The organism is Oceanospirillum sp., assembly GCF_982874595.1.
Window position 1 is genome coordinate 1 of the sequence record NZ_CEYNZH010000061.1, and the last position, 20,786, is coordinate 20,786.

At 51.3% G+C, this 20,786-nt stretch carries 18 protein-coding genes and 1 riboswitch; of the genes, 10 read left to right on the forward strand and 8 right to left on the reverse strand.

Annotation, left to right across the window (positions count from 1 at the left end):
* A riboswitch (FMN riboswitch) is annotated at positions 1–143 on the reverse strand. This riboswitch is flagged as partial in the annotation.
* Between the two features lie 113 nt (positions 144–256).
* On the reverse strand, positions 257–1,144 hold the full coding sequence (locus AC4GL5_RS16565; protein ID WP_490383914.1) for a LysR family transcriptional regulator: 888 nt from the start codon (positions 1,142–1,144) through the stop codon (positions 257–259).
* Between the two features lie 129 nt (positions 1,145–1,273).
* On the opposite strand from AC4GL5_RS16565, the gene metE reads away from it, so the two are divergent.
* On the forward strand, positions 1,274–3,628 hold the full coding sequence (gene metE / locus AC4GL5_RS16570; RefSeq protein ID WP_490383915.1) for a 5-methyltetrahydropteroyltriglutamate--homocysteine S-methyltransferase: 2,355 nt from the start codon (positions 1,274–1,276) through the stop codon (positions 3,626–3,628).
* Between the two features lie 103 nt (positions 3,629–3,731).
* Here the strand turns inward: metE and AC4GL5_RS16575 are convergent, their stop codons facing one another.
* A complete protein-coding gene (locus AC4GL5_RS16575) occupies positions 3,732–4,244 on the reverse strand; it encodes a DinB family protein (RefSeq protein WP_490383916.1) in 513 nt (170 codons plus the stop codon).
* 160 nt (positions 4,245–4,404) lie between these two features.
* On the opposite strand from AC4GL5_RS16575, the gene ung reads away from it, so the two are divergent.
* Entirely contained in the window at positions 4,405–5,094 is a 690-nt protein-coding gene (gene ung, locus AC4GL5_RS16580; protein WP_490383917.1) for a uracil-DNA glycosylase, read from the forward strand.
* A gap of 123 nt (positions 5,095–5,217) precedes the next feature.
* On the opposite strand, the gene ygfZ is transcribed toward ung, so the two are convergent.
* Positions 5,218–6,168, reverse strand: coding sequence for a CAF17-like 4Fe-4S cluster assembly/insertion protein YgfZ (ygfZ, locus tag AC4GL5_RS16585; protein WP_490383918.1), 951 nt, complete (start codon positions 6,166–6,168; stop codon positions 5,218–5,220).
* A gap of 266 nt (positions 6,169–6,434) precedes the next feature.
* Between ygfZ and AC4GL5_RS16590 the strand changes: the two genes are divergently transcribed.
* The 4 genes from AC4GL5_RS16590 (at position 6,435) to AC4GL5_RS16605 (ending at position 10,439) form a co-directional block, all read left to right on the forward strand.
* Positions 6,435–6,890 carry a hypothetical protein gene (locus tag AC4GL5_RS16590; protein WP_490383919.1) on the forward strand — a complete coding sequence of 152 codons (456 nt, stop codon included), beginning with the start codon at positions 6,435–6,437 and terminating at the stop codon, positions 6,888–6,890.
* Positions 6,891–7,047: 157 nt separating this feature from the next.
* On the forward strand, positions 7,048–7,626 hold the full coding sequence (locus AC4GL5_RS16595) for a c-type cytochrome (protein ID WP_490383920.1): 579 nt from the start codon (positions 7,048–7,050) through the stop codon (positions 7,624–7,626).
* Between the two features lie 153 nt (positions 7,627–7,779).
* A complete protein-coding gene (locus AC4GL5_RS16600; RefSeq protein WP_086481623.1) occupies positions 7,780–7,986 on the forward strand; it encodes a cation transporter in 207 nt (68 codons plus the stop codon).
* A 161-nt stretch (positions 7,987–8,147) separates the two neighbouring features.
* The gene (locus AC4GL5_RS16605; protein WP_490383921.1) at positions 8,148–10,439 is read left to right on the forward strand and encodes a heavy metal translocating P-type ATPase; all 2,292 of its coding nucleotides are present in this window, start codon (positions 8,148–8,150) and stop codon (positions 10,437–10,439) included.
* A gap of 352 nt (positions 10,440–10,791) precedes the next feature.
* Here the strand turns inward: AC4GL5_RS16605 and AC4GL5_RS16610 are convergent, their stop codons facing one another.
* The 5 genes from AC4GL5_RS16610 to AC4GL5_RS16630 all read right to left on the reverse strand — a co-directional run bounded on the left by AC4GL5_RS16610 (position 10,792) and on the right by AC4GL5_RS16630 (position 16,079).
* Positions 10,792–12,063 carry an NAD(P)/FAD-dependent oxidoreductase gene (locus AC4GL5_RS16610; RefSeq protein WP_490383922.1) on the reverse strand — a complete coding sequence of 424 codons (1,272 nt, stop codon included), beginning with the start codon at positions 12,061–12,063 and terminating at the stop codon, positions 10,792–10,794.
* A 119-nt stretch (positions 12,064–12,182) separates the two neighbouring features.
* Complete coding sequence (gene msrA / locus AC4GL5_RS16615; protein ID WP_490383923.1) at positions 12,183–12,818, reverse strand: peptide-methionine (S)-S-oxide reductase MsrA; 636 nt, start codon at positions 12,816–12,818, stop codon at positions 12,183–12,185.
* Positions 12,819–12,902: 84 nt separating this feature from the next.
* Positions 12,903–14,714: an ATP-binding protein gene (locus AC4GL5_RS16620; RefSeq protein WP_490383924.1), complete on the reverse strand. Its 1,812-nt coding sequence runs from the start codon at positions 14,712–14,714 to the stop codon at positions 12,903–12,905.
* Between the two features lie 33 nt (positions 14,715–14,747).
* Complete coding sequence (locus AC4GL5_RS16625; RefSeq protein WP_490383925.1) at positions 14,748–15,263, reverse strand: putative pterin-binding protein; 516 nt, start codon at positions 15,261–15,263, stop codon at positions 14,748–14,750.
* Between the two features lie 231 nt (positions 15,264–15,494).
* The gene (locus tag AC4GL5_RS16630; protein ID WP_490383926.1) at positions 15,495–16,079 is read right to left on the reverse strand and encodes a superoxide dismutase; all 585 of its coding nucleotides are present in this window, start codon (positions 16,077–16,079) and stop codon (positions 15,495–15,497) included.
* Positions 16,080–16,442: 363 nt separating this feature from the next.
* Between AC4GL5_RS16630 and AC4GL5_RS16635 the strand changes: the two genes are divergently transcribed.
* The 4 genes from AC4GL5_RS16635 (at position 16,443) to htpG (ending at position 20,583) form a co-directional block, all read left to right on the forward strand.
* Complete coding sequence (locus AC4GL5_RS16635) at positions 16,443–17,270, forward strand: hypothetical protein (RefSeq protein ID WP_490383927.1); 828 nt, start codon at positions 16,443–16,445, stop codon at positions 17,268–17,270.
* A 192-nt stretch (positions 17,271–17,462) separates the two neighbouring features.
* Positions 17,463–17,978, forward strand: a complete 516-nt coding sequence (locus tag AC4GL5_RS16640) for a PaaI family thioesterase (protein ID WP_490383928.1) — start codon at positions 17,463–17,465, stop codon at positions 17,976–17,978.
* The gene (locus AC4GL5_RS16645; protein WP_490383929.1) at positions 17,975–18,427 is read left to right on the forward strand and encodes a PaaI family thioesterase; all 453 of its coding nucleotides are present in this window, start codon (positions 17,975–17,977) and stop codon (positions 18,425–18,427) included. Before AC4GL5_RS16640 ends, AC4GL5_RS16645 begins: the two co-directional genes overlap by 4 nt.
* 254 nt (positions 18,428–18,681) lie before the next feature.
* Positions 18,682–20,583 (forward strand): molecular chaperone HtpG, encoded by a 1,902-nt coding sequence (gene htpG / locus AC4GL5_RS16650; RefSeq protein WP_490383930.1) that lies wholly within the window; start codon positions 18,682–18,684, stop codon positions 20,581–20,583.
* Positions 20,584–20,786: the final 203 nt, after the last annotated feature.

The following is a 20,786-nucleotide window of genomic DNA, read 5'->3' on the forward strand; positions in this document are numbered from 1 at the left end:
TATCCGGACTTTAACCGTCGGCTCTGGATTTACACCAGATCTGCTGGACCCTCTGACCCTGATGAAGGAGCAAAGGCGCTCGTGGGCTTTCTGATTTCAGATTTACCACCGGTGGGGAATTTCGCCCCGCCCTGAGAATGCGCGACTATATTATTCAAGCCGTTGCACGTACCCAAGGAAATAAATTGATCTGATTGTTAAGCCAGTTCAATTTAAAGGGCATCTTTTAATGGTTTGCTTCGTCTCTTTTAGTACTTTAAAGCCCTGTCTCTTTCGCCAGTTGGATAAAGCGCCCGATATGCGGGTTGTCTTCATCCTGCTGGCGCACCCCCAGAAAGATCTGTTTCTGAATCCCCTCTTTTCCCAGCCGAACCAGTGCGATGGGCAGGTTCTCGGCGTACTCCCGTCCCAGCCAAGCCGGTAAAGTCGCAACGCCTCTGTTTGCTGCGACCATCTGCAGAATGATCTCGGTGGCTTCCAGTGTTTTATGCTTTTGCGGTCGGCAGTGAGCGGGCAGCAGAAACTGCTGAAAGATATCCAGCCGTTCAATCTCCACCGGATAGGTGAACAGGGTTTCGCCCGTTACCTGATCCGGAGATAGCCACTGTTCTGCGGCCAGGGGATTGTCCTGATGGACCACTAAAACCTGCTCGTAAGGGAACACCGGTTCAAACACGATGCCTTCCCGCCAGATCGGATCAGGGGTGACCAGAATATCGATATCATGATTAAACAGCGCTGCCATACCGCCAAACTGAAAGCGTTGCTTGACGTCCAGATCGACAGAGGGGAAGACCTCCATAAAGGGCGATACCACCTTCAGCAGCCACTGATAGCAGGGGTGACATTCCATACCGATATGCAGACTGCCCTGTTCATTACGGGCAAAGCGGCTCAGATTCTCATCAATGCGTTCCAGCTGAGGCAGGATGCGCTTCGCCTCTCTCAGCAGATATTCTCCGGCCTGGGTCAGGCGCACCTTACGGCCATCTTTCAACCAGACAGGGCTACCGATCTGACCTTCCAGCTTTTTAATGGTGTGACTCAAAGCCGATTGGGTCAGGTGCAGGCTCTCTGATGCGGCTGTTAAAGAGCCCTGTTGATCGATGGCACGCAAAATACTCAGATGGCTGCGTTCTATCATTGCCTTCCCTTATGCAGAATAAAATGATGAATAAAAATAATCAATTAATGAGAAAGTACCATTATTTTTCATGATTTGCATTGTTTAGGCTATGCCCATCGCTAATTTTGCACAGGCAAAGGAATCGTCATGGCTTTAGTACACAATCTGGGTTTTCCCCGTATCGGCGCAAAGCGCGAACTGAAATTTGCTCAGGAAAGTTTCTGGAAAGGTGAGATCTCAGCGGAACAGCTGCTGACTACCGCTAAAGAGATTCGTGAGATCAATTGGCAGCAACAGAGTTCGCTGGATCTGGTGCCGATGGGGGATTTCTCCCTCTACGATCAGGTGCTGGATATGAGCTTTACCCTCGGTAACCTGCCAGAGCGGGTGCAGGAGCTGGAAGGTACTGAACTGGATAACTACTTCCGGTTAGCCCGAGGCCGTTCAGCAGGCGATACCGGATGCAGCTGTGTGCATGCTGGTGAAATGACCAAGTGGTTTGATACCAACTATCACTACATTGTGCCGGAAGTCACGGCAGAGACTGAATTTTTCCTGAACCCGGAGCGCATTCTGGCTCAGCTGGCGGAGGCGCAGATTCAGCTGGGGCTGGCTAAAGCCAAGCCCGTGATTATTGGTCCTGTGACCTACCTCTGGCTGAGTAAGGCCAAGGACGGTTCCGATCCGCTGGCGCTGCTGGATAAACTGCTGCCGGTTTACAGCGCATTGCTGGAACAGTTGTCAGATGCTGGTGCTGAATGGGTTCAGATCGATGAGCCTGCTCTGGTAACGGAGCTGGATTCGGAATGGAAACAGGCTTATGAGCATGCTTATCAAACCCTGAAAGCCAATCGCCCTCAGGTGCTGATTGCCACCTATTTCGGCACCCTGCAGGACAATCTTCAGCTGGCCTGTAATCTTCCGGTAGCAGGGCTGCATATTGATGCGGTGCGTGGTCGAGAGGAAATCACCAAGGTGGTGGACTGGCTGCCGGGTCATAAGATTCTGTCTGTAGGTGCTGTTGATGGCCGTAATATCTGGAAGACAGATCTTAAACGTGTGCTGGACTGGCTGGAGCCTGTAGCCACTAAGTTGGGAGATCGTCTCTGGCTGGCACCATCCTGTTCTCTGCTGCATGTGCCGGTGGATCTGCAGAGCGAAAGTGCTGCTACGGAAGACAAACCTGCAACACTGGATGCGGAGCTTCTTAGCTGGCTGGCTTTTGCCAAACAAAAGCTGGCAGAAGTGCAGCTGCTGGGTCGTGCCATCAATGAAGGCCGGGAGGCCGTTGCCGAAGCATTAGCGGAGAATCAGGCTGCGATTACCAGTCGTCGTCTGTCGGAGCGGGTACATAACCGCGCGGTAAAAGCGAGCGTTGGTGGAATCACCTCAGGCTTTGGTCAGCGTCAGAGTGCTTACGCCTTCCGTGCTGCTAAGCAGGAGAAGATTCTTAATCTGCCGTTGTATCCGACAACCACTATCGGCTCTTTCCCACAGACGGCTGAGATCCGTAAAGCTCGTCTGGCTTACAAAAAACATGAGTTGAGCGAGTCGGAGTATCAGGCGCAGATGAAAGCCGAGATCGAACGTGCCGTGCTGGAGCAGGAAAAGCTGGGTCTGGATGTGCTGGTGCACGGAGAAGCCGAGCGTAACGACATGGTGGAATACTTTGGTGAACAGCTGGAAGGCTATGCCTTCAGTCGTTTCGGCTGGGTGCAGTCATACGGTTCCCGCTGTGTGAAGCCGCCGATTCTGTTTGGTGATATCAGCCGCCCACAGCCGATGACCGTTGCCTGGACGCAGTTTGCTCAGTCCCTGACCGACAAACCGATGAAAGGCATGCTGACAGGCCCGGTGACCATTCTGAACTGGTCCTTTGTGCGCGACGATCAGCCCCGCAAAGAGAGCTGCCTGCAGCTGGCGCTGGCGATCCGTCAGGAGGTTCGGGATCTGGAAGCCGCAGGCGTTATCGTCATTCAGATCGATGAAGCGGCCCTGCGTGAAGGCCTGCCCCTGCGTCGTAGCGAATGGCAGCACTATCTGGATTGGGCTGTGAACTGCTTCCGGATCAGCGCTAACGGTGTCTCTGATGAAACTCAGATCCACACCCACATGTGTTATTCCGAGTTTAATGACATCATCGAATCCATCGCCCGGATGGATGCCGATGTGATTACCATAGAAACCTCCCGTTCCGATATGGAGCTGTTGGATGTATTTGAGGCCTTTGAATACCCGAATGAGATCGGCCCCGGGGTTTACGACATTCACTCGCCGAATATCCCGAGCGAAGCTCAGATGGTGAAGCTGATGAGCAAAGCCGCTGAGCGTATTCCGGCAGAACGCCTGTGGGTGAATCCGGATTGCGGCCTGAAAACCCGCCAGTGGCCGGAAGTGATTCCCGCGCTGGAGAATATGGTCACCGCCGCCCGCACCCTGCGTAAGCAGGCGGCTTCCGGCAAGGCCTCAGATCAGGTAGAGCGGGAAGCGGAACCGGCATAATGCTGAGATAGCCTCTGCAATCGCAACCTGAAAATACACAAAACCCCCGTTGTTTCAGATAGCGGGGGTTTTGTTTTACTAAATGAACTGACGGGGAAGTGAATCAGAGTGTATTTCGCTCGATCACTTCCGGTAGCCAGATCAGGTCGGTGACACCGATATCGATTCCCTGCTGATTGAGAAGTGTCGTCAACTGGCCTCTGTGATGTGTCTGGTGATTAAAAAAGTGCGTCACCGCAAGCCAAAGCTCATATTTGCGTGGGATAGGATTCACGATACTGGTGTATCTGAGTTCGCCCTGAAGCTCGACATCCGTTAGCTGTTTGCACCAGTCGGTTATCTTCTGATCCGTGGCTTTGCGGTCAGCCTGAAGCGCGTCAAAATCGGAATGCAGTTCCTGATCCAAACCTGAAGTCTCAAAGGGCTCATCAAGAAAGCGGCCCAGCCATATTTTATCGCCCAACAGCAGATGGTTGAGGGTGCCGTGAATGGATTTGAAAAATGCACCTCTGTCCGTTTTTCTTTCCTGGTCAGATAGCTGGACACAGGCTGTATAGATACGTTCATTCATCCACCTGTTATAGGCAGCGAGGTCCCGGGCTTGCTGGGCGTGCATAAAAACTCCTTTTTATCAGCCGGCTTGGCAGACTGTTAGGTATGAACATAGAGTGATGTTGTTTAGCGTCAGTGTACCATCGGCTGTTCGGGCTGATGCCGCAACAAGAGTTTAATCTGTTAAAATCCCTGAAATTTTTAACCAGCGGGATAGACGAGTTATGGCGATTGATCTGCCGGATGATTGGTTGGCGGTGTTGGGTGGTGAGTTCGAACAGCCCTATATGCAGAATCTTAAAGCCTTTCTGGCACAGGAAAAAGCACAGGGTAAGGTGATCTACCCGCACTCGTCGGATTGGTTTAACGCCTTTAAATACACACCGCTGGATCAGGTTAAAGTGGTGATTCTGGGGCAGGACCCGTACCACGGCCCGGATCAGGCTCATGGTCTGTGCTTCTCGGTGCGTCCCGGGGTTAAAACACCACCATCACTGGTGAATATCTATAAAGAGCTGCAAAGCGACCTTGGCGTACAGCCGGTGAACCACGGCTATCTCACCAGCTGGGCAAAGCAGGGCGTGCTGATGCTGAATGCGGTGCTGACGGTGGAGCAGGCCAATGCCGCTTCCCATCAGAAAAAAGGCTGGGAGCAGTTCACCGATAAGGTGATTCATATTATCAACGAGCAGCTGGATGGTGTGGTATTTCTGCTGTGGGGTAGTTACGCCCAGAAGAAGGCGTCTTTTGTTGATCAGAATAAACATCTGGTGCTGAAGTCGGTGCACCCGTCACCGCTGTCGGCGCACCGTGGCTTCTTTGGTAACCGTCAGTTCAGTCAGGCCAATGAGTTTCTGATCTCCCGTGGTAAACAGCCTATTAACTGGCAGCTGCCGGAGCAACCGGAAGCCTGATCTTTTCAGAAAAAACAGGCTGGTTCTGAATAGTGAGTTTTTAGAAACACAAAAGGCGCGGATCTTTCGATTCGCGCCTTTTTATTTGAGCGGCTGCTCGGAAGAAACCAGAAGAAAAGAAAATCAGATCTCCTGCTTTTCCAGTCCATAAGGCAGGTCGATCAGCGTCAGTGGCTGATCATCGGCGGTCAGCAGGGGCTCTTCCAGCGTGTTGTCTTTCAGGACTGCTAACAGTTCGGTTTTGCCTTCAGCGTTGATGGCGGTGAGCAGGATTTCACCGGCTTCCGTTTTGTCGCCTTCCAGCAGGCAGATCACCTGATCACCCACCTTGGCCTCACCTTCACCCACCAATCGCTGCAGACGTTTCTTAACGCCACCACGGTACTGGGCGCGGGCGATAATCTCCTGTCCGGTGTAACAGCCTTTCTTAAAGCTGATGGCTCCGGTGGCCTGATAGTTGAGCATCTGAGGGATAAACTGATCGGTGTGGCTCTGCTTCAGCAGAATCTGTACGTTTTCGATCTGAGTCAGATTCCAGGCGGCTTCAGCGACCGGTGTCAGTTCGGAATCAAAAAGAGCGGTCAGGGTTTCAAAGCGGCACAGGCCGATACTGCGTTCAGTCATGCCCGGCAGGTTGAAGCTATCAACGCCTTCGGCCTTTGCATCAGCATGGTTAAAACCAACCACAGCGATCTCGTCGGATTTGTCCTCAAAGGTGCAGCGGTACAGAGGCGCAAATTTGCTCAGATTGGTTTGCGTGGTGTCCAGCGTTGAGCGCGGTAATAACAGCAGCAGGCCATCCGGGTGACGTACAACGTAGAAAGTGGCGTAGGGGCGACCTTTCGGCGAGGTCAGCAGGGAAGGGCGCAGTTCACCTTCCGGCAGATCCTCAATCTTCTGGCTGGCCTGACCGTGCAGCAGTTTGGCGGCCATATCGCCTTTGATCAGCAGAACACCCATGCTGGCCAACGGGCTGAAGGTTCTGGTGGTACCGAGCTGTTTTGCCTGCTCCTGTAGCGAGGTTTCGATAGCAGGCAGTTGAGAGTATTGATTGGTGCTCAGTGTTGATTCCATAGCGGGTTCCATAGGATTGGTGGCGGTTGATCGCGCTGAGAGTTAACCCGTTCTCGATGCAGCGTTGTTCGGGTTATCGCGTCAGCCATCCGGCAGTAATTGATTTAGTATTTTAAGCTGACCTCTGAAATCCGACAGGCTTCAGCTATCATTATTGAACTTTTACTTAATGTTGGTTTTCCAAGAGCTGATTTCAAGTCCGAATCGCTTTATCTCTCAACACGTTATCCCTTAAATGAACCGCTATAACGCTGACTGAACCTGATATGAAACCGAACACTGCTTCTACTCACTCCCTGATGCCCTGGATCACTGCCTTTGCAGTGCTGGCTCTGTTGGTGCAGTGTTTCGGCATGCTGACGGAACCCGCTGCCAGATTGGGGGCTTCCCATGGAGAGTCCGCAGTGTTTGCGACGGATCCCCAAGGCGGACAGGGTTTAATGCTGGCCTCTGGCTTCACCGAATCCTTAGCGGAATCCGATCACTCCGGGCAAGGTCATGCAGGGTCTGCCAGACTGATGCCGGACACCGCTCCGGTTATGAGCTGCTGTGATGATAAAAGTCAGCCGATAACGCTGGCAGAGATCCAGCTGTTATCCCTGATCTTTATTCTTGGGTTGTTCACACTTTTAATCGTCACGGGTCAGGCTCCTAAGCCCCGGGCGCTGCCGTTATCCTCCTGCATACGTTTACACAAGCTCCATTGCTGTTGGCTGAACTAGAGTTGCTGGCTGAATCGGATCTCTGATTTTCAGGCGGCGGGTCTCTGACGCTGCTGGCTGAAAATGCCTATGGCGAAAGGCCATAAAGATCAGTCCGATCAAAAAGTACATTTCATTAAAAAGTACATTCAACCCGTTTTAACAGCAGGATTATTTTGTGTTGTATTTTATTAAGAGCATTTTTTCATTACGTTTTTCATCGTTATCTCTAAGGCGGGGCAAGGCTGTTTCCCGTGGTACTAAGATTGTTTCCAGTGGCGCTAAGGTTGTTTCTCGTGGACGTAAAGCGCTTCTGGTGCTGAGTTTAGGTCTGTTAGCGGCCTGCAGCGACGACAGTCAAACCGAGATGAACAATCACAGCGCGATGGCTACAGACACCGCTGTAAAAGCAGAGCGTTGGTATACGCAGGAGATGGTGAATCAGGGGAAACCGCTTTATCAGGAATACTGTGCCCAGTGTCATGGTGGTTTTGGTCAGGGAAATCCTGACTGGCGAAAACCTACGGAAGATGGTCGTTACCTGCCACCGCCGCTGAATGGCACAGGTCACGCCTGGCACCACCCGCTGGATCAGCTTCGCGGCGTAATCAAACACGGTCGCGGGCCGGATGTACCCTCAGATATGCCAGCCTGGAAAGATAAAATGACCGATCAGGAGATCGACAGTGTGATCGCCTGGTTCCAGTCCCGCTGGCCCGATAAGATCTATCAGGCTTGGAGTCGTCCTAAGTATTAAAATCCACGACGAAATTTTTTTGATCACGCTTGACCCTGTAGCCTACTACAGGGTTTAGAATGCAGTTATTGAAGCTTATTATCTGAAACAGTTAATCTGAATCCTTTAAGCTAATTCCTTTGAGCTAATTCCTTTAAGAGCTAGGTAGCGAACATGAGCAAAGAAGTTGTTATTACACTGGAAGGTCTTTCCTGCAACGGTTGTGTGAACTCAGTAACCACTGCCCTGATGATGGTCGATGGCGTTGAGCAGGCTGATGTCACCCTGTACGAAGCCCATGTCACCGGCACGATGAAGGTAGAAGACCTGATCGATGCGGTGGAAGAAGCCGGTTTCGATGCGGAAGAAAAGAAAGCCTGATCTGACAGGTTTCTCGCACGATTTTTGATGGTACAGATTCCGGACGGGTTTAGCCCCGGAGAAACTTCTGTGCATCGTATCTGATCCGGCTTAGGCCGGATCAGTCATTTTTACCGGCTGATATTGGCGCAGAGCGCGGATAGCAGCCAAAGGGAGGTTTTATGTCTGAAGCGGATAAAAACCAGCCGTCGCAGGAATACCGTTTTGCCTTGCGGGGCATGCACTGTGCCAGTTGTGTGCAGCAGGTGCAGAGTGCGCTGGATCAGCTGGAAGGTATTGATAAAGCCGAGGTCAATCTGCCGGATCGTTCCGCCAGTGTGTCTGCTGCCGTGGCTCCGGAAAAAGTGATCGCTGCGGTGGAAGAAGCGGGCTTTGGCGCAACCCTGCTGGATGACAGCTACGGTGAGGATGAGCGTCAGGCGGAAGAGAAAGCGCACTACCATCAGCAGCTGAAGCAGACCGGTGCGGCGCTGGCGCTGGGTATCCCGCTGATGGCGATGATGTTCTGGGACGGTATGCCGATGCTGAACAACGCCTCCGGTCAGATCTTCTGGCAGGTCACGGGCCTTTTGACACTGGCGGTGATGGTTTATTCCGGCGGGCACTTCTATCAGGGCGCATGGGCGGCGTTTAAAAATCACTATGCCAATATGGATACCCTGATCGCTCTGGGTACGGGCACCGCCTGGTTGTTCTCTATGCTGATCTCTTTCTGGCCGGATCTGGTGCCGGAGCAGGCGCGTCACGTCTACTTTGAGGCCGCCGTCTTTATTATCGGTCTGGTGAATCTGGGGCAGGCGCTGGAAAGCCGCGCCCGGGGGCAGGCCTCCCAGGCGATCCGTAAGCTGCTTAATCTGCAGCCGGAAACCGCCCGCCTGATCCGTAAGGAGGATGGCGAAGAGGTGGATATGCGCATCGAGTCGATCCAGAAGGGCGATATGATCCGGGTGCGTCCCGGTGAAAAAATCCCGGTGGATGGCAAGGTGATGGAAGGCGAGACCCGGGTGGATGAGTCCATGCTCACCGGTGAGCCGATGCCGGTGAGTAAAAAGAAACGGGATGAAGTCACCGCCGGTACGTTAAACCAGAGCGGCATCATCCGTATCCGCACCTTGCGGGTTGGTAGTGATACCGCGCTGGCGAAGATTATCGATCAGGTGCGGCAGGCGCAGAATGCCAAACCGGCGCTGGGTCGTCTGGCGGATAAGATCGCTGCCGTCTTTGTGCCTACGGTACTGATTATCGCGGTGCTGACCGCTCTGGCCTGGTTTAACTTCGGCCCGGAACCGGTGTCGGCCTATATGCTGGTGACCACCATGACGGTGTTAGTGATCGCTTGCCCCTGTGCTTTGGGCCTTGCGACGCCCATGTCCATTATGGTGGGCGTGGGTAAAGCTGCCGAGCACGGTATTTTGATCCGCAAAGGCGATGCGTTGCAGCAGGCGGCTGAGGTGGATGTGGTGGTGCTGGATAAAACCGGTACCGTGACCCAGGGCCACCCTGAAGTGACCGATCTGGTACTGCTGGATGCCGGCAAAACACAGGGTTTAACCGAGCAGGATCTGCTCAAGTTTGCCGTCAGTCTTGAAGTCGCCTCCGAGCATCCGCTGGCGCAGGCGATTGTGAATCGCGCTAAAACCGAAGCCATCAGCGTTCAGGAAGCGAAAGAGATTCAGCCGGTGGCCGGGCAGGGTATTCAGGGGCAGTTTACTGGTGATGACTCCAATGTAAGCCAGCGCTTACTGCTGGGCAACCGCGCCCTGATGCAGAGCTTTGATCTGGAATTGGGCACTGCTGAAACTCAGATGCAGGCTCTGGCGGAGCAGGGCAAAACACCGGTATTGCTGGCGCTGAATGAGACTGTGATCGGTGTGTTAGCGATTGCTGATCCGGTGAAAGAGGACTCGAAAGCGGCCATCGCCCGCCTGAAAAAGCAGGGCGTCAAAGTGATGATGCTCACCGGTGATAACCGGATTACCGCCCAGGCGGTAGCAAACGAAGTGGGTGTCGATCAGGTGATCGCCGAAGTGATGCCGGATCATAAAGCCGATGAGATCCGCAAGCTGCAGCAGCAGGGGCTTAAGGTGGCCATGGTGGGTGATGGCATCAACGATGCCCCGGCGCTGGCGCAGGCCGATGTGGGCATGGCGATTGGTACGGGTACCGATATTGCTATCGAAAGTGCGGATCTGACTCTGATGCGCGGTTCACTGCAGGGCATTGCTGATGCGATGGAGATCTCGAAACTGACGGTCAGCAATATCAAACAGAACCTGTTTGGTGCCTTTGTTTATAACAGCATCGGTATTCCGCTGGCGGCGGGTGTCCTGTTCCCGGTCTTTGGCTGGTTGCTGAACCCGGCCTTTGCCGGAGCCGCCATGGCGATGTCATCGGTGACCGTGGTGAGTAACGCCAACCGTCTGCGGCTGAAGAAGCTATCGGCAGATACCTAATCCTTTGTCGGCGGATAATCAGCGGATAAAAAGTGGAGGAAAAATGATGAGCGTATTGGTAAATCTGGCAGGTCTTGTGCTGATCGGGCTGGTGATCTGGTGGTTCTGGCTGAAGCGGCCAAACTCGGGGCAGTAGTTCTCTGAGTTAAAAGAACCGCTGGTTTAAAAGCACCGCTGAGTTAAAAACATCACTAGGTTAAAAGCATCGCTGGGTTTTAAGTAAAGATAAATTAAGCGAAGATAAAAAAACGGGAGCCGTATGGCTCCCGTGTCCTATCAGTTATGTCAGATCGCCTCATTTAGAGGTTGCCTGAATAAACGGACTAGCAGAGTTCTATGCTGTTCGTTAGCGCTATTTCAGGCGCTCGACACCGATCATTTTGAGGATCTGTTTCTCGTAGAACGGCTCAGGATTACCGGTCTTCATCTTACGGATGAAGTACTTCTCAAAGGCGACCTTTGCCAGATGCACCCATTTGCCCTTCTTGAACCAGTTGACGTTGCGCGGTGGAATCTGTGGCAATGCCACAAAAGCGGCTCCTGTATCGCCCATATCCGCCAGACAGATGGCATTCCAGGTCGCTTTGGCTTCCGGCTCTTCACCTTTCAGCACCGCATCCAGATTTTCCACAATGGCGGTCACCATGGACTCAATCATATAGCCGGTTTTAGGCACGCCGGTGGGCACAGGAGTGGCTTCGGTCGGTGCGATGGCGATACAGACCCCCGCTGACCAGATATTGTCGTATTTCGGGCTACGCTGATGATCATCAACAATCACAAAGCCGCGCGGATTACAGAGATCCGCTACGTTGGCGACACAATCTACGCCTTTGAAGGCCGGTAGCATCATGGAGTGTTTAAACGGCAGTTCGTGCTGTTTGATCACTTCACCACTGTCGTTGTGTTCATCCACATACATCATGCCTTCTTCCACTTTGGAAACCTTGGCGTTGCAGATCCACTTGATGTGGTGCATACGCAGGTCGGACTCCAGCATGGATTTGGAATCACCAACACCGCCTAAGCCCAGATGGCCGATATAGGGTTCGCTGGTGACAAAGGTCATAGGGACTTTGTCGCGGATTTTTCGGTTCTGCAGCTCTTTGTTCAGAATAAAAGCGTATTCGTAGGCGGGGCCAAAGCAGCTGGCTCCGGCCATAGCACCCACGACAACAGGGCCGGGGTCTTCGCAAAGCTGTTCAAAGTTTTTGTAGGAGTCCAGTGCATGGGGCAGAGAGCATACCGATTGCGTATGGCCACCGTGGGGGCCTGCACCTTCCACTTCGTCAAAGGCCAGTTTAGGCCCGGTCATAATCAGCAGGTGGTCATAGTGAACGGCTTCGCCATTCGCCAGGGTCAGGCTGTTGCTTTCGGGGCTGATAGCGTCCACAGCCTGAGGGATAAAGTTGATATCGTGTTTTTGCAGGTGAGGGGCGATTTTGAAGCTGATCTCTTCGGAATCCCGCCAGCCAACGGCAACCCAGGGGTTGGAGGGAACAAACTGGAAGTAATCCCGTTCGTTGATCACGGTGATTTCGTGAGATTTACCGAGCTTGTGGCGTAACTCGTACGCTGCTGCCATACCGCCGGTGCCGGCACCGAGCACTACTATATGAGCCATCGCAGGCCTCCTTGGGGGAGTGGTTTTGATAATTGTTATAAACCTGCGATCTATCTTAGTAACTTTTTTGCATATTAGTAAAGTTAAAATTAGCTTTTTTTAACTTATTCGTTTTAGGCTTAATCTTTTTTAAATTTGTCGCCCCAAACTTCTTCCAGGCGATTATCCCGGCCACAGCTAGTGCGGTAGAAGGTATAGCGGATCGGATTCTTCATGTAGTAATCCTGATGGTAGTCTTCAGCCGGATAGAAGGTACTGGCAGGTTTGATTTCGGTCTGGATCTTTTTATCAAAATCCTGCTGAACCTTTTCTTTGCTGGCTGTTGCCAGACGCATCTGCTCGTCATCGATCGGGTAGATGCCCGAACGGTACTGAGTGCCGGTATCACAGAACTGACGGTTGATGGCGAAAGGGTCGACATTAACCCAGAAGACATCCAGCAGGGTCTGATAACTGATGATATCCGGGTCGTAGACAATCTCGACAGCTTCCGTGTGGCCGGTAACGCCTGCGGAGACTTCACGGTAGGTCGGGTTTTTCTTGTGGCCGTCGGTGTAACCGGATGTCGTACTGATAACACCATCCAGTTCGTCAAAGGGCGGTTCCATACACCAGAAGCAGCCTCCGGCAAAGATCGCTCTTGTTTCACCAGCCTGGGCTAAAGGGCTGTGAAAAGCAGTTACCAATAGAATAAGTACTGATAGGGCTGTCGCAATAAGCGTGCTGTTGTACTGAGAAGGTAGGATATAGCTCATGTTGAAGACTCCTTTTATTTCAGAAGAAATACGCAGAGTTTCAGCATTCGGATTCAAACAAGAGGGAAACCGGTCCAAAAACGATCAGAGCCTGTGCCGATACCAGTTTTCCAGTGCTTTCTTCAGCAACTGGGTATCTAATGGTTTTGCCAAAAACTCCTGCATGCCAGCCTGAAGGCAGCGTTGGCGATCCATTTCCATCACATTGGCTGTCAGGGCGACAACAGGCGTTGTTTTGTTTGGCGAACCGTCTTTCCGAAGTATTCTGCTGCAGGTAATGCCGTCCATAACGGGCATCTGACAATCCATAAGGATGAGTCCGTATTGTCGTTTTTGACACATTTCCAGTGCAATCTGGCCATTTTCGGCATGTTCAGTGTTATAGCCGAGTTTTTTCAGAATCGCGATGGCTAGTTTGGCATTGACCTGATTGTCTTCAACAATAAGGATCAGCGGTTCTCCCTCCGATGTCTCAGGTTGAACCCCAAGTGGTTTGTTTTGGTGTTGGACGATCTGTTCCGGATCAACTTTAACCGGAATCCGGAACCAGAAAACGGAGCCCTTACCGGGCTGACTGCGAACGCCGATTTCGCCCTGCATCGCTTCAACAATTTCGCGACATAGCGATAAGCCCAAGCCGCTGCCCCCGTAATGGCGGGTTGTTGAGCTATCTGCCTGGGTAAAGGGGTCAAACAGTCGTTTTTGTACATCCGGCGGGATACCGATGCCGCTGTCCTCGATCTCGATTAGCACCTGCCGGGTAATAAGGCCGCTGGAATCAGTTTGCTTCGATGCTTCTGAGAGCCCACCGCGTATTCTTAGGGCGATGCTGCCGGATTCAGTGAACTTTACGGCATTGCCCAGCAGGTTAATCATAATCTGCTGCAGACGCAGGGGATCGGATAATACCTCCCGAGGCAGGTTTGGGTCTGAATCCAGATGGAAGTGAAGCTGCTTGCGGGTGAGGTCGGCATTAATGACTGAGCGTGCACTTTGAGCACAAGCGACCAGGTCCAGTGATTTATGCTCAATAGGCATCTTTTTCTGCTGTAAGCGTGACAGGTCGAGAATATTGTTAATCAGATTGAGCAGAGCTTTGCCGGAGGCTGTGATGTCATCAAGCAGAGAGGCTGCAGATGAGGTTTGCTGCAGCTCTTCTTCCAGCCGGAGCAGTTCTACAGAGCCCAGAATACCGTTGAGCGGGGTTCGTATTTCGTGACTCATATTGGATAAAAAATCACTTTTGCTGCGGCTTGCGGCTTCAGCTTTCAGAGCCAGTTGTTGGTTACGACGTAACTCAAGATAGTTAATAAAGGTGAAGATCGTCGCAATAATCAGGATGCTGATCAGCAGAAAGACAACCCAGCGGTAGTTTTCCTGCACCTTAAGGGCAAACTGACTTTCGGTAGCCGATATAGCGGAAGCGATGGTTCGGGATGAGTGCATAAAACGGGGAATAAAGCTTTGCATGCGCTCATTGTATTGTCTCGCCTGATCTGGGGTCAGGTTTTCCAGGTCATCCTCAAGCTTGATAAGAATTGTCTGCAGGCGATCAACCTCGGTAAGAATATCCTTATCCAGTTGCTCAATGAGTTCACGGGTTGCGCCTTTGCTGACAATATTAATCCGGCTCCAGAGAATTTCCATTCTGAAACTGATCTCGTCACGTTGCGCTGGATCTGCTCCGACGGCATAGCTGTTAATCTCATTAACCAGTCTCAGTAGTTCGACTTCAATCCGGGTGCTGTTCCAGTAACGCTCATCTTTGGTGAGCATAGAGAACTCATCGATCTCTTTCTCCAGCCGGAAAAGAGAACTGGCGATAAAAAAGACCAATACGATCAGACTTAGTGCCAGTATCACTGGCTTGATCAGACCCAAACGTTTTGATAACACCGCTGAATACGCTCCCTGAAACCGATTGGCTTGTTAATGCAATATGATCGTTTTCAATTGCCAGATAGAGTGTGCCTGAAAGGGAGGCACATTGATTTCAGGCTGGTCCGAGAAAGGGTAAAGCACCCATAGCGGGCCTTTGTCTCTGATACGCATTGCTTTCCCATCCATGGCGTAGGCGATAAAGGCGTTATTGTTTACCAGAGTCTCGACATCAACTTCGATCGAGTAATCGTTCAAAGCGATCATCGTGACTTTCTTGCCGGCAATATTTGCATTCAGTGCTTCAAACAGATCTTTGAATCGTACTGATGAAAAGGTATGACGCTTATCTGTCCAGATTGTTTCAGTTGTCACTGTGTTTTCTGGCATGGCTTCAAGATCTGAACGTGTCAGGGTGACTGGTTGATCCAGCCCTTCGATCGTCAGAAGAGGACGTTGAGCCCAGGCGGAGGTTGTTATTGTAAGAAGACAGACCAGTAAAACAATTTTAAGCAGCGTTGATTTTCCTGTCTGGCAGACGGATACCTGTGCCCGAATTGCGTTCATAGTAAGGCTCCCGTTGGGGTATTTAAGTGTAAAAAGATTCTTATAAAATATTTTTTATGATAACGGTTTCTTGGTTGCACCGTTATCTTTGATTAAAGCAGATTGTTCTGGTGTGAGAAAATCGGATTACTGTCGTCTCAGAAACCGGCATAAATCGGAACACGCATAAAAAAACCGGCGACTGCAAAAGCAGAGGCCGGTTTAAGTATTCACAAGGGAATACGTGGAAACTTATGCCGCGAAGTTAGCCGCTGCAAAGTCCCAGTTCGCCAGAGCCCAGAAACCTTTCAGGTAGTTAGGGCGCACGTTGCGGTAGTCGATGTAGTAGGCGTGTTCCCACAGGTCAACAGTGATCAGTGCGGTCTGATCAGCCGTCATTGGGGTACCCGCGTTGCTGGTGTTAACGATTTCCAGAGAACCGTCAGCGTTCTTAACCAGCCAGGTCCAGCTGGAGCCGAAGTTGTTCACAGCTTTATCGTTGAATTCGTTCTGGAACGCTTCGAAAGAACCCCACTTAGCGTTGATTGCATCTGCCAGTGCGCCTGTTGGCTCACCGCCACCGTTTGGAGACAGACTGTTCCAGTAGAAGGTGTGGTTCCAGATCTGAGCCGCGTTGTTGAAAACAGGGCCTGCAGGAGCTGCTTTGATGATCTCTTCCAGAGTTTTACCTTCAAACTCAGTGCCAGGAACCAGACCGTTCAGTTTGTCCACGTAAGTGTTGTGGTGTTTACCGTGGTGGAATTCCAGAGTCTCAGCAGAGATGTGTGGCTCAAGTGCTGATTTGTCATAAGGCAGTGCAGGTAATTCAAATGCCATGGTTGTTTTCTCCATCAACTCACGTAAAAAAATTTGAAGTTATCTAAACGACACTTCGGCCAATAATTGTCCAGATTTCACAGCCCCTCACGAACAGATTCAGAGGCTTATCTGTGTTTAAAGTGCGTGAATAATAGCACTTCATTTACAGGGTTTCTATTTCTGAGTAGAACGCTTGGATATTATTTATTGATCAAAAGTTCTGAAAAGCCTGGCTACATTAGCAATTAGTGCATTTATTTACGATACACAATGTAATAGCCTTATCTCAATCTGCGAAAATATGCAGGTAAAATCTGTATTTAGCAATTGCGCTTAATGTCAAAAAATCGTATCGAAAAAAAACGGACCCGGATTCTAAACATGTCACCAGATAATATGAAAATTATTCCCGAACGTGATGAGCCTGCACCAATCCGATCTGGTAGTTCAGGCGTATTTGCTGGCAACAGTCTGATCTGGTTTGCGGTTGCCGGGCTGATTGCCGGTATTGCAGCTGTTTATTTTCAGAATACGCAACTCGCTGCAAAAGTAGAGCTTCAGCAAGCAAGTTTAAGTCAGTCAGCTCAACGTATCCAGCTTCTGGAAGATGAGCTTGTCGCTACTGGCCGCGATCTTTCCAAGTCAGGCAATACGTTAGAAAAACGTCTGGAAGTATCTGAGCACGAGATCCGTAAGTTGTGGGATCTGAGTAATAAACGCAACAAAGTTGATATTGCTAAAAACGAAGCAACTTTAAAGCAGCTGACAAAAGAGATTAAGGCGCTTGGAGCCAGTCAAAAAGAGCAACAGCTTGCTATGACTGATGAGAGGGCAACCCGTGAGAATATAGATAAAGCACTGGCAGCCGAACAGCAGGTGTTTCATCAGCGTCTGACGGCTGCAGCTTCTGATGTAAGTTCGATGGGCATCGATTTGAAAGTACTCTCCGAAACGCAGGCTCAACTGAGTGCAGATCTTGCTGAAGCTAAGAAAGATCTGGCTAAAATCGATAGCACAGCGATTCAGAATATCGAGAATACGGTGTCAGTTTATGACGAGCGACTCGATGCAATTGATGCTTCACGCCGCCAGCTGACCAGTAACGTGACGCGTTTGAATACTGATGTAAACAGGCTTCAGCTGGAAGTGAATGCTTTGATTAAATCGGATCAGTCTCAGCCTTCTGCGGTGGTAGCTCCCGCCCAGTAGCAATGAGTGATCTGATAATAAAAAAGGACGGTTTGCCGTCCTCTTTTGCGTTCTGAGGTTCTGTTTTTGTTTAAAACGCTATCCTGGCCCAATGTTATACGCCTGGAGATTAAGAAGGGCGTTGGTGTGGTTAAAAGTTGGTGTGGTTAAAAACTGAATCTGACACTAAATAAAACAAATAAGGATAATAGGATGGAGACTTCAGACTGTCATGTGCAGGGACGCTTTCCCCCGGAGCGTTACCTGCAGGGTATGACACGTTTTATCGCTGCTCTGCCCCAGTGTCAGGCAATGAAGATGCGGGCAGAATCTGCTGACCATGAGCATGTTCTGTTTTCTGTTCCCTTTGCCGGGCACCTTATTGGTAACGCTCAGAAACAGCTGATTCACGGCGGAGTGATTTCGACGCTTTTAGATACAGCCTGCGGCTCGGTCGCTGTTTGTGCTTTACCCCGTTTTGAAATGTGTCCTACGCTGGATCTGCGAATCGATCATCTTCGTCCCGCCGTAGCCGGTAAAACGCTCTATTGCAAAGCCAGTATTGTTAAAGTCACACCCCAGATCATCTTTACAGAGGGTGTGGTGTATCAGGAGGAGTGGCGACCAGCGTCCCGGGCGGTGGCTAACTTTATGCGACTAGGGTCGGATAAGACGCCTGTCGAGATGGATGAGGCATTATTTGGTCCTCAGAAAGAGGAGGGGGAATGATGGCCGATTCGACTAACCTGACTCAGCTGATCAGCGATACGCAACGTTCCGGAAACTGGGATGCGCTAATTGAGCTGGTTCCTTATGCAGGGTTTATCGGGATAATAGCCCAATCCATGGGTGATGAAATCCTGTTTCGTATGGAGCCTCTGGAGAGCAATACCGGTAATCCGCTGTTACCGGCACTTCATGGTGGCGTGATTGCGGGTTTTATGGAAACAGCCGCAACACTGAATCTGATGATGCGTCAGGGGTTGGATCAGGTGCCGAAGGTCGTGGATTTTACTGTGGACTATCTGCGTACCGGTAAGCCGCAAGCCACCTTTGCCACCTGTGTGCTGAACCGTCAGGGTCGTCGGGTAGCCAATGTTGAGATCTGTGCCTGGCAGAAAAACCGTGAAACCCCGATCGCAACAGCGCGGGCCCATCTTCTTATGGATGAGTCCTAGAGTTTTCCCGTATCCGTGAGACGGGACCTTGCAGGTGCTGATCGGCGTCTGCAACACAGAGGCCTGTCTTGCGGGATCTTCTCTAAAAACAAACAGTTAAATTTTTTTCAGAGGCCTTGAAATTAATCAGGCTGCTCCCATATCGGACTCCAGACGCTTAACGCGGCCGATGTTTTTGTGCTTATGCATTGGCTCGGCTGCCGTGAAACTTAATGCTGTTGTTCTTAACCGTTCAACTATGGAGATCTGACTCAATGTCCGCTGAAGCACAGAAAGAAACGCTTGGCTTTCAGACCGAAGTAAAACAGCTTCTGAACCTGATGATTCACTCTTTGTACTCCAACAAAGAGATTTTCCTGCGTGAACTGATTTCCAACGCATCCGACGCCTGTGACAAGCTGCGTTACAAAGCGCTGGAAGATGATGCCCTGTACGAAGGTCAGCCTGAACTGCAGGTTAAAATCACCGCAGATCCGGAAAACAACACTGTAACCATCAGCGATTCCGGTATCGGCATGAGCCGTCAGGATGTGATCGAGCATCTGGGTACTATCGCTAAATCCGGTACCTCTGAGTTCCTGAGCCAGCTGACCGGTGACCAGAAAAAAGACTCTCAGCTGATCGGCCAGTTTGGTGTGGGTTTCTACTCTTCTTTCATCGTGGCAGAAGAAGTGGAAGTGATTACCCGTAAAGCGGGCAGCTCAGTTGGTGAAGGTGTGCGCTGGGTATCCAAAGGCGACGGCGAGTTCACCATTGAAACCGTAGAGAAGGCTGAGCGCGGCACGGCGATCACCCTGAAGCTGAAAGCGGATGAGAAAGAGTTCTCTGAAGACTTCCGCCTGCGTAACCTGATCCGTAAGTACTCCGACCATATCGCGGTTCCGGTACTGATGGAAAAACAGCACTTCGGTGAAGAAGAGAAGCCGGAGACTCCGGAATTTGAAGCGGTAAACGAAGCTCAGGCGCTGTGGACCCGCTCCCGTACTGACGTTAACGATGACGAGTACAAAGAGTTCTACAAGCACGTTTCCCACGACTTTGCTGATCCGCTGACCTGGTCCCACAACAAGGTGGAAGGTAAGCTGGAGTACACCAGCCTGCTGTACCTGCCGGGCAAAGCACCGTTTGATCTGTACCACCGTGAAGCGTCCCGTGGTCTTAAGCTGTACGTACAGCGCGTGTTCATTATGGATGACGCCGAGCAGTTCCTGCCGCTGTACCTGCGCTTTATCAAGGGTGTGGTGGATTCCAACGATCTGTCGCTGAACGTCTCCCGTGAGATTCTGCAGCAGGATCCGAACATCACCTCCATGAAAAGCGCACTGACCAAGCGTGTGCTGGATATGCTGAGCAAGCTGGCCAAGAACGATGCGGAAAAATACCAGACTTTCTGGAATGAGTTCGGCAGCGTACTGAAAGAAGGCCCGGGCGAAGACTTCTCTAATAAAGAGAAGATCGCCAAGCTGCTGCGCTTCACCTCAACCCAGAGCAGTGATGAGACTCAGAATGTGGCGCTGGCAGACTACGTTGAGCGCATGAAGGAAGGTCAGGACAAGATCTACTACGTCACTGCCGAGAACTACAACACCGCGAAAAACAGCCCGCACCTTGAGATCTTCCGCAAGAAAGGTATCGAAGTGCTGCTGATGACCGATCGTATCGACGAGTGGCTGATGAGCCACCTGACCGAATTCGACGGTAAGCCGTTCCAGGATGTGGCCAAAGGTGAACTGGATCTGGGCGATACCGAGTCTGAAGAAGACAAAAAAGCTCAGGAAGAAGCCGCCGAGAAAGTGGAAGGCATGGTTGAGCGCACCAAAGAGCTGCTGAAAGAGCAGGTTGAAGATGTGCGTGTGACCCACCGTCTGACGGATTCTCCGGCCTGTGTCGTGCTGAACGATGGTGAGATGGGCGAGCAGATGCGTCAGATTATGGCGGCGGCCGGTCAGCCGATTCCGGAGTCCAAGCCGACTCTGGAGCTGAACCCGACGCACCCACTGATCCTGAAACTGGATCAGGAGCAGGATGAAGAGCGCTTCGGTGAGCTGGCGCGTATCATTCTGGATCAGGCGATGCTGGCAGAAGGCCGTCAGCTGAAAGACGCAGCAACCTATGTGCAGCGTCTGAACCGTCTGCTGCTGGAACTGGCGGGTTAATCGAATCCTGCTGTGAATACCAGAAACGTAAAAGGCGGCCCTCGGGTCGCCTTTCTTTTACTCTTTCGTTTATCGGTAACCTTGCTTTTAACCCAATTTCCAGCGGCCTTGCCTTGATTCAAGATCGCGACATCTGATTGGTATTGATCAGGTGGGTACGTACTGACAGCCCATTAATCGCAATACCATGAATCATAGGATCA

Bases quoted from the DNA above. Each gene is read 5' to 3' on its own strand.
- AC4GL5_RS16565 (WP_490383914.1), bottom strand. From the start codon at position 1,144: ATGATAGAACGCAGCCATCTGAGTATTTTGCGTGCCATCGATCAACAG.
- metE (WP_490383915.1), top strand. From the start codon at position 1,274: ATGGCTTTAGTACACAATCTGGGTTTTCCCCGTATCGGCGCAAAGCGC.
- AC4GL5_RS16575 (WP_490383916.1), bottom strand. From the start codon at position 4,244: ATGCACGCCCAGCAAGCCCGGGACCTCGCTGCCTATAACAGGTGGATG.
- ung (WP_490383917.1), top strand. From the start codon at position 4,405: ATGGCGATTGATCTGCCGGATGATTGGTTGGCGGTGTTGGGTGGTGAG.
- ygfZ (WP_490383918.1), bottom strand. From the start codon at position 6,168: ATGGAATCAACACTGAGCACCAATCAATACTCTCAACTGCCTGCTATC.
- AC4GL5_RS16590 (WP_490383919.1), top strand. From the start codon at position 6,435: ATGAAACCGAACACTGCTTCTACTCACTCCCTGATGCCCTGGATCACT.
- AC4GL5_RS16600 (WP_086481623.1), top strand. From the start codon at position 7,780: ATGAGCAAAGAAGTTGTTATTACACTGGAAGGTCTTTCCTGCAACGGT.
- AC4GL5_RS16605 (WP_490383921.1), top strand. From the start codon at position 8,148: ATGTCTGAAGCGGATAAAAACCAGCCGTCGCAGGAATACCGTTTTGCC.
- AC4GL5_RS16610 (WP_490383922.1), bottom strand. From the start codon at position 12,063: ATGGCTCATATAGTAGTGCTCGGTGCCGGCACCGGCGGTATGGCAGCA.
- msrA (WP_490383923.1), bottom strand. From the start codon at position 12,818: ATGAGCTATATCCTACCTTCTCAGTACAACAGCACGCTTATTGCGACA.
- AC4GL5_RS16625 (WP_490383925.1), bottom strand. From the start codon at position 15,263: ATGAACGCAATTCGGGCACAGGTATCCGTCTGCCAGACAGGAAAATCA.
- AC4GL5_RS16630 (WP_490383926.1), bottom strand. From the start codon at position 16,079: ATGGCATTTGAATTACCTGCACTGCCTTATGACAAATCAGCACTTGAG.
- AC4GL5_RS16635 (WP_490383927.1), top strand. From the start codon at position 16,443: ATGTCACCAGATAATATGAAAATTATTCCCGAACGTGATGAGCCTGCA.
- AC4GL5_RS16640 (WP_490383928.1), top strand. From the start codon at position 17,463: ATGGAGACTTCAGACTGTCATGTGCAGGGACGCTTTCCCCCGGAGCGT.
- AC4GL5_RS16645 (WP_490383929.1), top strand. From the start codon at position 17,975: ATGATGGCCGATTCGACTAACCTGACTCAGCTGATCAGCGATACGCAA.
- htpG (WP_490383930.1), top strand. From the start codon at position 18,682: ATGTCCGCTGAAGCACAGAAAGAAACGCTTGGCTTTCAGACCGAAGTA.